The sequence below is a fragment of the Streptomyces sp. NH27 genome (assembly GCF_056859195.1).
Genome location: NZ_JACEGK010000283.1, coordinates 1 through 10,223, shown reverse-complemented (window position 1 = coordinate 10,223; position 10,223 = coordinate 1). Strand labels below are relative to the sequence as shown.

Below are 10,223 nucleotides of genomic sequence, written 5' to 3'. Positions count from 1 at the left end.
GTTGAGGGGGGCTGGTCGTGTGGCCGATCAGCTGGTGTTCGCGGAGTGTGGTCGGCCGGTCGATGTGGGTGGGGGCCGCTCGCTGTCAGGCTGATGAACGGTCACGGAAGTGCTCGGGAGCGGAAGGGACGCCACGTATGCCCGCGGTTGTCGACGTGCGGAATCTGCACAAGAGGTATGGCGACAATGTGGCGGTCGAGGATGTGTCGTTCGAGGTGGAGCAGGGCGAGATCTTCGGGATTCTCGGCCCGAACGGCGCCGGCAAGACGACGACGGTGGAATGCGTCGAGGGTCTGCGGACGCCCGACGGCGGGGAGATCAGGGTGCTGGGGCTCGATCCCCGGCGTGATCGGGCCGAGTTGACGCAGCGGCTGGGGGTGCAGCTCCAGGACGGGCAGCTCCCCGACAAGATGACGGTCGGCGAGGCGCTGCGGCTGTACCGCTCGTTCTACCGCAGGCCGGCCGATCCGCAGGCGTTGATGGAGGCGCTGGGTCTGACGGCCAAGGAGCGGACCCGGTACGCGGACCTGTCCGGCGGGCAGAAGCAGCGGCTCTCGATCGCGCTGGCGCTGATCGGGAGCCCGGAGGTCGCCGTCCTGGACGAGTTGACCACGGGGCTGGACCCGCAGGCCCGCCGGGACACCTGGGGCCTGATCCAGGACGTGCGTTCGCGCGGGGTGACGATCCTGCTGGTCACGCACTTCATGGAGGAGGCCGAGCGGCTGTGTGACCGGGTGGCGGTCATCGACCGGGGGCGGGTGGTCGCGGTGGACAGCCCGGGTGGTCTGACCGAGCGGGTCCAGGACGGTCAGCGCATCCAGTTCCGGCCGTCGATCCCTTTCGAGGAGGGGCTGTTGACGGGGTTGCCGGATGTGACCGGTCTGACCCGGCGCGGCGATCTGGTGGTGATCACCGGCACCGCCAACGCGCTCAACGCGATCACCTCGGTGCTGGCCCGCAACGACATCGTGGCGGAGCACCTGCGGGTGGACCAGCCGAGCCTGGAGGACGCGTTCGTCGCGCTGACCGGCAACCACACCACGACCGGAGCGGGTGCCACGACCGGGGCGGGTGCCGCGGCGGCCGGCGCCGTTCACAGCTGACCGTTCGAGTCACAGCTGACCGTTCGAGCAGGAAGAGGAGTTCAGTGATGTCGGTGAGCAGTACGTCGAGCGTGCCGGTGCCGGTGCCGGATGCCGCGGGGAACGGTTCGGTGCTGGGCCGGCTGGCGCTGGCCGAGTTGAGGTTGTTCCTCCGGGACAAGGCCGGGCCGGTCTTCGCGATCGGGCTGCCGTTGGGGCTGTTGATCGTGTTCGGGAACATTCCCTTCTACAAGGAGCATCGCGCGAACCTGGGCGGGTACACCCTCCTCGACGTGTACGTGCCGATCCTGGCGGCGTTCGTGCTGGCGACGTTGTCGTTCAACGTGGTGCCGCAAGTACTGGTCGGCTACCGGGAGAAGGGGGTGCTGCGGCGGTTGCGGACGACGCCGGTGGGCCCGGCCCGGGTGCTGGCGGCGCAGCTGCTGGTCAACCTGGTGACCGCGGCGGTGTCGGTGGTCGCGGTGCTGGTGGTGGCCTGGTTGGCGTTCGGGGTGCATCTGCCGCGTCAGGCCGCCGGCTATGTCGTCGGCATCGTGCTGATCGCGCTCGCGCTGATCGCGATCGGACTGTTCGTCGCGGCGGCCTCGCCGAACAGCCAGGTCGCGAACGCGGTGGGCGTGACCCTGTTCTACGTGATGATGTTCTTCGCCGGGCTCTTCCTCCCGATCGCGTCGATGCCGTCGCTGCTGCGGCACATCAGCCAGGCCGCCCCGCTGGGTGCGGCGGTGCAGGCGCTGACGGACGCGACGGAGGGGCACTGGCCCCACCCGGTCCAGTTGCTCACGCTGGTTGCGTACGCGGTGGTCTTCGGCGGGGCCGCGGTGAAATTGTTCCGCTGGGAATAGCGGGAATAGTGGGGACAGGAACAGGAACAGGAACAGGAAGAGGAACAGGAAGAGGGGGCGGGGTCGTGCGTCGTGCGGCCGGAGCGGGAGGGGCAGCGATGAGCAGGTCGGAGTCGCCCGCTTGGGCGAGCGGGCAGGACGAGCGGTTGCTTCCGCTGGTGACGGTGGTGCCGTACGCGATCCTGGGTGCCCTCGTCGTCGTGACCCTGATCGTCAAGCGCGGCACGGGCAGCCCGCTGCTGATCGATCTGGGGCTGTGCGCGGCGGTCGGGTTGTGGATGCTGTGGATGTTCACGTTGCACCCGGCCTGGCGGGACCGCTCGGCGGTGATGGGGATGTTCTTCGCCGGGCTGGTCGTGCTGATCGGCGTTCTGGTGATCCGGGAACCGTGGTTCGGCCTGTTCACGCCGGCCGGGTACTTCTATGCGTTCGGCATCCTGCCGTGGCCGTGGCGGCTGCCGGGAATCGCCGCGGTCGCGCTGGAGTCGGGGACCGCCCAGGTCGCCTCGATCCCCAAGAACACCGCCATCGGCCTGACGGTCACGGGCGTGGTGCTGGCGGTGAACGTGATCTGCATGTGCGGGATGGCGTGGTGGGAGTGGGACGCGGATCGGAAGAACAAGGAACGGGTGACGGCGCTGGAGCAGGCGCGGGAGGCCAACCGCCGGCTCCAGGCGACGCTGGCGGAAAACGCCGGCCTGCAGCGGCAGTTGGTGGTGCAGGCCCGCGAGGCGGGGGTCCTGGACGAGCGGCAGCGGATGGCCCGGGAGATCCACGACACGCTGGCGCAGGGCCTGATCGGGATCGTCACCCAGTTGCAGGCCGCGGAGTTGGCGGGGGACGTCCCGGAGCGGTGGCAGGCGCACTTCGCCGCGGCGACCCGGCTGGCCCGGGAGAGTCTGGCCGAGGCGCGCCGGTCGGTGGACGCGTTGCGGCCGCAGCCGTTGGAGACCGCCGGGCTGGGGGAGGCCCTGGCCGGGGTCGCGGAGCGCTGGTCCGCACTGCACGGCATCACGGCGCACGTCACTACCAGCGGAACGGCCCGCCCGTTGGAGTCGGAAGCCGAACTGACCCTGCTGCGGGCCGCACAGGAGGCGCTGGCGAACGTGGCCCGGCACGCGCACGCCACCACGGTGACGTTGACGCTCGGCTATCTGGGGTCCGAGGTCACGCTGGAGGTGCGTGACGACGGGCGCGGCTTCGACCCGTCGTCCACCCGCGTGCCCGCCCAGGTCATGGCTGCTCCGGTGACGGTCGGCGCGCAGCCGGGGCCGGAGTTGGAGCTGGGAGCGGGGCCGGAAGCGGAGCCGGGATCGGATACGGAAACGGGGGGTGGGTTCGGGTTGAAGGCGATGCGGGAGCGGATCGAGGGGCTGTCGGGGACCTTGCGGGTCGAGTCGGTGCCGGGATCGGGCACGACGATCTCCGCGTGCGTGCCGTACGAGACGGTGGAGGCCGGCGCGTGAGTCCTGTGGCCGGGGCCCTGATCAAACTGCTGATCGCCGACGACCACCCCGTCGTCCGGGACGGCCTGAGCGGCATGTTCGCCGCCGACCCGGCCTTCGAGGTGGTGGGTCAGGCGGCCGACGGCGCCGAGGCGGTCCGGATGGCCGGAAGCCTTCGGCCGGACGTGGTCCTGATGGACCTGCGCATGCCCGGGATGGACGGCGTGACCGCGATTGCCGAACTCGCCAGGACCGGCAGCCCCGCCCGGGTGCTGGTCCTGACCACGTACGACTCCGACAGCTACGTCCTGCCGGCCATCGAAGCGGGCGCGACCGGCTACCTCCTCAAGGACGCCCCTCGCGACGAACTGCTGCGCGCGGTACGGGCCGCCGCCAACCGTGAAGCCGTGCTCTCCCCGACCGTCGCGGCCCGGCTGATGAACCGCGTCCGCACCCCCGGCCCCGGACTGCTCAGCCAGCGCGAGCTCGAGGTCCTGAAGTGGGTCGCGGCCGGTGCCACCAACCGCGAGGTGGCCGCCCGCCTCCTGATCAGCGAAGCCACCGTGAAGACCCACCTGTTGAACGTCTACGGCAAGCTCGGCGTCAGCGACCGCGCGGCCGCCGTGGCCGAGGCGTTCAACCGCGGCCTCCTCACCCCCCGCAAGTCGCAGCGACACTGAGCGAGCCACGGCCGTTCCCGGCGCTGCCGAACAGCATCGGCGGCGCGTGCGCAGACGGTCCTGGCGGACTCCAGAGGGTGGCACCGTAGGGCCGTTACGGCATGGCGGCTCGTACCAACGGGGGACCCCGGCCGCGTCGGTCGCGGTTCGCGACCGGCGCAGATCAGATCCTGACAGCGGACCCATCCTGCTCGCGCCGCGGGCAGGGACGCGCTCGCGCGAACCGCCTCTGCTCGAAGGGGAACGATGAAGCACCTGCCCACGTTCGCTCGCACCGCCACGTTCGCTCGCACCGCCAGGACCGCCGTGGCGGTGGCGGCCTCCGTCGCCGCGGTCGTCCTTCCCGCCGCGTCCGCGGCAGCGTCGCCCGCCCCGCACCAGGGCGGACCCGCGGGCCCGGTCTTCGTACAGACGGACAACACCGCGGGCAACGAGATCGTCGCCTACCGACGTGCCGCTGACGGCTCGCTGCACCAGCGGGGCCGCTTCGCCACCGGCGGCAAGGGCGGCATGCTCGACGGTTCGGTCGTCGACCACCTCGCCTCCCAGGGCTCCCTCGCCTACGACTGCGCGCATCACCTGCTCCTCGCCGTCAACGCGGGCAGCGACACCGTCACCGTCTTCTCGGTCGACGGCGACAAGCTCCACCGCGAACAGGTCATCTCATCCGGCGGCGCCTTCCCCGTCAGCGTCACCGTCCGCCAGGACCGGGTCTACGTCCTCAACGCCCGCGAGGGCGGTTCCGTCCAGGGCTACCGGATCGCCGCAGGCAGGAGGCTGGAGCGCGTCGCCGGGTGGAACCGGCAGCTCGGCCTCGACACCACCACGGCGCCGGAATACACCCACACCCCCGGCCAGGTGTCCTTCACCCCCGACGGTTCCCAACTGGTCGTCACCACCAAGGCGGCCGGCAGCAGCATCGACGTCTTCGGCGTGCGCCCGTCCGGCGCCTTGTCCGCCCGGCCCGTCGTCACCACGGAGAACGGATCGGTGCCCTTCGGCTTCACCTTCGACGGCCGAGGCCGTCTGGTGGTCACCGATGCCGGCACCAACGCCGTAATGACCTTCGCGATCCGCCGGGACGGCAGCACCCTCCGCCTCGACAACGCGCCCACCGGCCAGCAGGCCACCTGCTGGGTCGTCCGCGCCGGCGACCGCTTCTACGCCTCCAATGCCGGCAGCAACACGCTCTCCGGCTTCCGGCAGACCCGCCGGGCGATGCTCGAACCGCTCGGCAACACCGCGACCGGCGACGGCACCGTCGATTCCGCCGTGACCCCCGACGCCCACTTCCTGTACGTCCAGACCGGCGCCACCGGCGGCGTCGACGCCTTCCGGATCGACCCGGACGGCGCCCTCGCCAAGGTCGGCACCGTGACCGTCCCCGACGCCGTCGGCGGCGAAGGAATCGTCGCCCTCTGAACCCACCCGTGACGCCGATGTACCCGGTGCCTCGGGAACCGGTGCGGAGGTGGTCCCCACTCTGACTCCGACCGGCGAACTCTCCCCGGTGGACGATGCCGATGCCGCCCCGGACCGCGCGGTCGTCCACCCCACCGAACCGTCGTCGACGACGGGGCGGGAGCCACCGGCTCCCGCCCCCTCCAGCCCAGCGGCGTACGGACGGGGCCGCCCGGCCACCGTCAGGCGCCGTGCACGACGGGACCCGGCGCTTCGCCTTGCGGCGCGCTCGTCACCGGTGCCGTAGCGGGTGGTGCTTCCGGTGGCGGGGTGTGTGGTCCGAGTGGCGGGTGCCTTGGTAGTGGGTGCCGCCCATGAGGACCAAGAGGGTGCCGATGGCGAAAGCGATCACCACGAGCGAGAAGCCGATCGTCTCCAGTGCTCTCATCGTGACGTCCTCCTCCCGAGGGCCGGCCCGTGCCGGCGACGGCAGCCGGTCTCCGCGGCCCCTCACCTCCACGGTGCCACGGTGGCGAGCCGTCGGCAGATCGCGGCTCACCTGCTGATATCCCGGTCTCGCCGACTGGGCGGAGCCGCCGCACGGTGCCAGCCGGGGCGCCGGGCGGTGCGGCGTCAGAGCTGCGCCGCAAGGCGGTCCAGGAATGCCGCCTGCGCCGTGACGACGACCTCGCGCGCCGCGTCGAGCCCGAACCACGCCACCCGGTCCAGTTCGGGGAACTCGGCGGTGCGGCCCGAGCCGCGCGGCCACTGCATGGTGAACGTGCCCGGCACCATGTCCGCCGGATCGAGGTCGCCCTCCACCGCCCACACCACCACGTGCTTGCCCCCGGACTGCACCACCTCGCCGAGCGGCAGCGGCGTGCCCTCCGGCGCGGGCAGCCCCAACTCCTCGCGGAACTCGCGGCGCGCCGCGTCCCAGGGCTGCTCGTCGCCTGCGTACTCGCCCTTCGGCACGGTCCACGCACCGGCGTCCTTGCGGGCCCAGAACGGTCCGCCCATGTGGCCGAGCAGCACCTGCACCCCGGGGGCGGTACGGCGAAAGAGGAGCAGGCCCGCGCTGTGCTTGGTGTCAGCCATGGGGCCAGTGTGGTGGGCGGGAACCGGATGGCCGCGAGTGCACGTCTTGAACGGCGTGCCCCGCCGGCTCGGAGGCGGCCGGCGGCCGGACCGTCGTCGTCGAGCCGGATTCCCGTGCTGCGACACGGACACGGATGCGGATACGGATATGGCATGCCCGATATGCCGTGCCCGATATGGCATATCGATGATGGCGCGTGGCCGCCGAATGGGGGCAGGTGGAAAAAGGTGGAACGGAATACGCGCGAAGCGTCGCCGTTGATCGGATCACCGGGAGATGTCGGGGGTGTGCCGTGCTGATCGGAGCACGTGCTGCTCGTTCCAGGCACCGCAATCCCGCGCGTCTGCCGGCGCGCCACCGCCCCGACGTCGGGACCTGCCGCGACGCCGTGACCTGCCGCGATGTCGGGATGCCGGGATCTGCCCGGAAACGCGGGGCAGTTGATCCGGATCGGGAGCGGCGTTCCGGTTGACGCCCAGTCAAATATGTGATGATCGGGAGCGCATCGCATAGAGGCAAAGGATGAGGGACCTTGGGTCAGAGGCGAAAATCAAAGCGGAAGCTCGCGACGTATGTCGTGGGCGCGACGTTGGTCGTCGCGGGGTGCGTCTCGGCGCCGGTCGCGTTGGCCAGCCAGAACGGGGCCGGTACGGGGCCGGGTTCCTCGGGCGAGCAAAAGGACTTCGCATACGCCGCGCACGAGTCCGACGTGCCGGAGTCGGTGCTGATGGCCGTCGCGTACGAGGAGTCCCGGTGGGACGCCCATCAGGGGCACAACACCAGCGGTGGATACGGGCTGATGAGCCTGACGGATGTGACGCCGTCGATGGTCGCGGACGGTGCCGCCGGCGCGGCGGGCCGCTCGGACCTGGCGTCGCTGGCGTCCGACTCGTCGTTGCACACGCTGACCGCGGCGGCCAAGCTGATCGGCGTGCCCGCGCAGCAGGTGCGTACCGACCGGCGGGACAACATCCGCGCCGCGGCGGCGCTGCTGGCGTCGTACGAGAAGAAGCTGCACGGGGGCACCTCGGAGAACCCGGCCGACTGGTACGCCGCGGTGGCCCGGTACAGCGGGTCCTCGGACCAGGTGGCCGCCGAGGACTTCGCGAACCGCGTGTTCACGACGATGAAGGCGGGTGCCCGGCGCACCACGGTTGATGGCCAGCGCATGGACCTGGCGTCCCAGCCCGCGCTGCGGGCGGACACGAGCCACGTGGCGTCCCTGCACCTGAAGAAGACGTCGTCCTCGGGCACCGACTGCCCGCAGCGGCTGGACTGCCAACTGGCACCCGCGGCGACGACCAACTACCAGGTCGCGAACCGTCCGGACGACGGGATGAAGGTCGACTACATCGTCATCCATGACACCGAGACGTCCTACCAGACCGCCATCGACGGCTTCCAGAACCCGGCGACCGGGGACGCGGCGAACTACGTGATGCGGTCCTCGGACGGCGCGGTGACGCAGTCGGTGGCCGACAAGGACCTGGCGTTCCACTCGGGCAACTACTGGCTCAACATGCACTCGATCGGCATCGAGCACGAGGGTTTCGCGGCCCACGGGGCCAGCTGGTACACCCAGGTGCAGTACGAGAACACGGCCGACCTGGTGAAGTACCTGGCGGGCAAGTACCACATCAAGCTGGACCGCGAGCACATCATCGGCCACGACAACGTGCCCGGCCCGGTCGACTCGCTCGTGTCGGGCATGCACTGGGACCCGGGACCGTACTGGGACTGGAACCAGTTCATGGCCCTGCTGGGCGCGCCGACGGACAAGGGCGGGCACGCGGTGGTCCCGGTCGGCAAGGCCGTCACGATCGCACCGGACTTCGCGTCCAACCAGCAGACGGCGAAGGTCTGCCCGGTGGACGACCCGACCGGTGCGACGCCCGCGTGCACCGACCAGACCGCCTCGTCGAACTTCCTGTACGTGCGCACCGCGCCCAGCGCGACCGCGCCGCTGGCGGGCGACCCGTACGTGCACGCGGACGGCTCGGCGGGCACGGACGGGATCAGCGACTGGAGCGCCACCGTCTCGGCGGGCCAGCAGTTCGTGGTGGCCGACCAGCAGGGCGGGTGGACGGCCATCTGGTACGGGGGCCAGAAGGTCTGGTTCGACAACCCTGACGGCATCAACACGGTCCGGGCCAGGCACGTGAAGATCCTCAAGACGGCCGGCGACACCGCCGCGCCGCTGTTCGGCGAGGCGTACCCGGACGCGTCCGAGTACCCCGCGGGCCTTTCGGCCGACGTGGCGCCGCCGTTGAGCAAGTACACCTTCGCCTCGGGGCAGGAGTACGTGGCGACGGCGAAGCCGGTCAACCGGGACGACTTCTACCCGGCCAACGGGACGACGCGTCCCACGGAGACCCACATCCAGGGCGCCGGAACGGTGTACACGATCCAGTACAACCACCGGCTGGCTCTCGTCAACGCATCCGATGTCACGGTGAGTTGACGCCACTCGGCATCAACGGGCCCCCGACCACGGCAAGTACGCAGCCGCGGTCGGGGGCCCGGTGCGTACGGCCCCGGTTGCCGGCGCGGTGGCGCTCCGGCGCTACTGTCGTGCGCGGGTGATGCCGTGCGTGAGGCGGCTCCAGGGGCGGCGGCGTCCGCCGCTCACCGCCGCGATGCCGGTCTCGTCGTAGCGGGAAGTGGCCAGGGACCAGGCCAGGTTGCCCGCCATCAGGTGCCGCATACCGTCCACGTAGTGGTCGACGTGCTCGCGGCTCTCCCGGGGAACGGCGCGCTGGGCGAGCGTGCCGGGCAGGGTGGCGGCGAGCCGGGTGAAGCGGGCTGTGCCGGTGTTGGCGAGTGCGCTGACGTGCTCGACCGACTCCTCGATCGTGCAGCCCTTGTGCGTGCGGTGGACGATCACGCTGTTGTTGACGTCGCCGGCCGCCAACTCCTTGGCCAGAGAGACGATGTCGTTGACGAAGATCACCACGTCGCCGGTGATCTCCCGCATCTCCCGCAGCGCCGGCAGGTCGTGCAGTTCGTCCGGCAGGGTGTAGCCGCCGCACCGCTCGACGAAGTCCAGGCAGGGCCGTACCCCGATGGACTCCCGCCGGACGTCGAGGAACTGCTGGAACGAGGGCGGCCGTTCGGCGTTGCGCTGGTGCGCCTCCCCCTCGTGCGCGGCCAGATACGCCCCCCAGTGCTCGCGGAACCGCAGTTGCCAGCCGTTCGGGGCGGACGCCGTGGACCGTAGCCAGATGTCCCGGAAGGCGCGGACGAGCGGCGTGTACTCCTCGTCGCCCGGCCGCGGGACGTCCCCGGGGCGGCGTGCGCCCGGCGTGTCGCCGGCGACCGGGGTCCCCCGCACCGTCATGGTGCCGACGAGGGTGTCCACCACGTGCCGGATCTCATCGGGCCGGTTGCCGAGACCCCCGTCGAACTGGTCGTCGAAGATGAAGAACCAGGCGTTGAAGTCGGCGGCCAACTCCAGTCCGGAGGCGGTGGCGTCGGGGTAGAAGTACGCCATCAGCCGCTCCAGCCGCAGGGCGTCGTACTCAGCCGTGGCGACGTCCCCGGTGAGCAGGCCCATGCCCTGCGCCCACTGCAGAGTGTGCTGCCTGGCCCGTTCCGCATGCAGGTTCAGCCGTGCGGGGAAGGGAATCCTGACCGCCGCGGCACGCCGGGTG

General features: G+C 71.0%; 9 protein-coding genes. 6 read left to right on the top strand and 3 right to left on the bottom strand.

What is annotated here, in order from left to right; genetic code table 11:
- The first annotated feature begins 137 nt into the window (after positions 1–137).
- From AC13HU_RS22275 to AC13HU_RS22255, 5 genes are all read left to right on the top strand, one after another.
- Positions 138–1,103, top strand: a complete 966-nt coding sequence (locus tag AC13HU_RS22275) for an ABC transporter ATP-binding protein (protein WP_483043693.1) — start codon at positions 138–140, stop codon at positions 1,101–1,103.
- Between the two features lie 47 nt (positions 1,104–1,150).
- Positions 1,151–1,948, top strand: coding sequence for an ABC transporter permease (locus AC13HU_RS22270; RefSeq protein WP_483043692.1), 798 nt, complete (start codon positions 1,151–1,153; stop codon positions 1,946–1,948).
- A 98-nt stretch (positions 1,949–2,046) separates the two neighbouring features.
- On the top strand, positions 2,047–3,414 hold the full coding sequence (locus AC13HU_RS22265) for a sensor histidine kinase (RefSeq protein WP_483043691.1): 1,368 nt from the start codon (positions 2,047–2,049) through the stop codon (positions 3,412–3,414).
- Entirely contained in the window at positions 3,411–4,073 is a 663-nt protein-coding gene (locus AC13HU_RS22260; RefSeq protein ID WP_483043690.1) for a response regulator, read from the top strand. Before AC13HU_RS22265 ends, AC13HU_RS22260 begins: the two co-directional genes overlap by 4 nt.
- 246 nt (positions 4,074–4,319) lie before the next feature.
- A complete protein-coding gene (locus AC13HU_RS22255; RefSeq protein WP_483043689.1) occupies positions 4,320–5,495 on the top strand; it encodes a lactonase family protein in 1,176 nt (391 codons plus the stop codon).
- Positions 5,496–5,766: 271 nt separating this feature from the next.
- Here the strand turns inward: AC13HU_RS22255 and AC13HU_RS22250 are convergent, their stop codons facing one another.
- Both AC13HU_RS22250 and AC13HU_RS22245 read right to left on the bottom strand, forming a co-directional pair.
- Positions 5,767–5,922: a hypothetical protein gene (locus AC13HU_RS22250; protein WP_483043688.1), complete on the bottom strand. Its 156-nt coding sequence runs from the start codon at positions 5,920–5,922 to the stop codon at positions 5,767–5,769.
- A gap of 185 nt (positions 5,923–6,107) precedes the next feature.
- The gene (locus AC13HU_RS22245) at positions 6,108–6,572 is read right to left on the bottom strand and encodes an NUDIX hydrolase (protein WP_483043687.1); all 465 of its coding nucleotides are present in this window, start codon (positions 6,570–6,572) and stop codon (positions 6,108–6,110) included.
- Positions 6,573–7,150: 578 nt separating this feature from the next.
- On the opposite strand from AC13HU_RS22245, the gene AC13HU_RS22240 reads away from it, so the two are divergent.
- The gene (locus tag AC13HU_RS22240; RefSeq protein ID WP_483043686.1) at positions 7,151–9,034 is read left to right on the top strand and encodes an N-acetylmuramoyl-L-alanine amidase; all 1,884 of its coding nucleotides are present in this window, start codon (positions 7,151–7,153) and stop codon (positions 9,032–9,034) included.
- 102 nt (positions 9,035–9,136) lie between these two features.
- On the opposite strand, the gene AC13HU_RS22235 is transcribed toward AC13HU_RS22240, so the two are convergent.
- The coding region (locus tag AC13HU_RS22235) for an isoafricanol synthase (RefSeq protein ID WP_483043685.1) at positions 9,137–10,223 on the bottom strand (1,087 nt) is incomplete at its 5' end.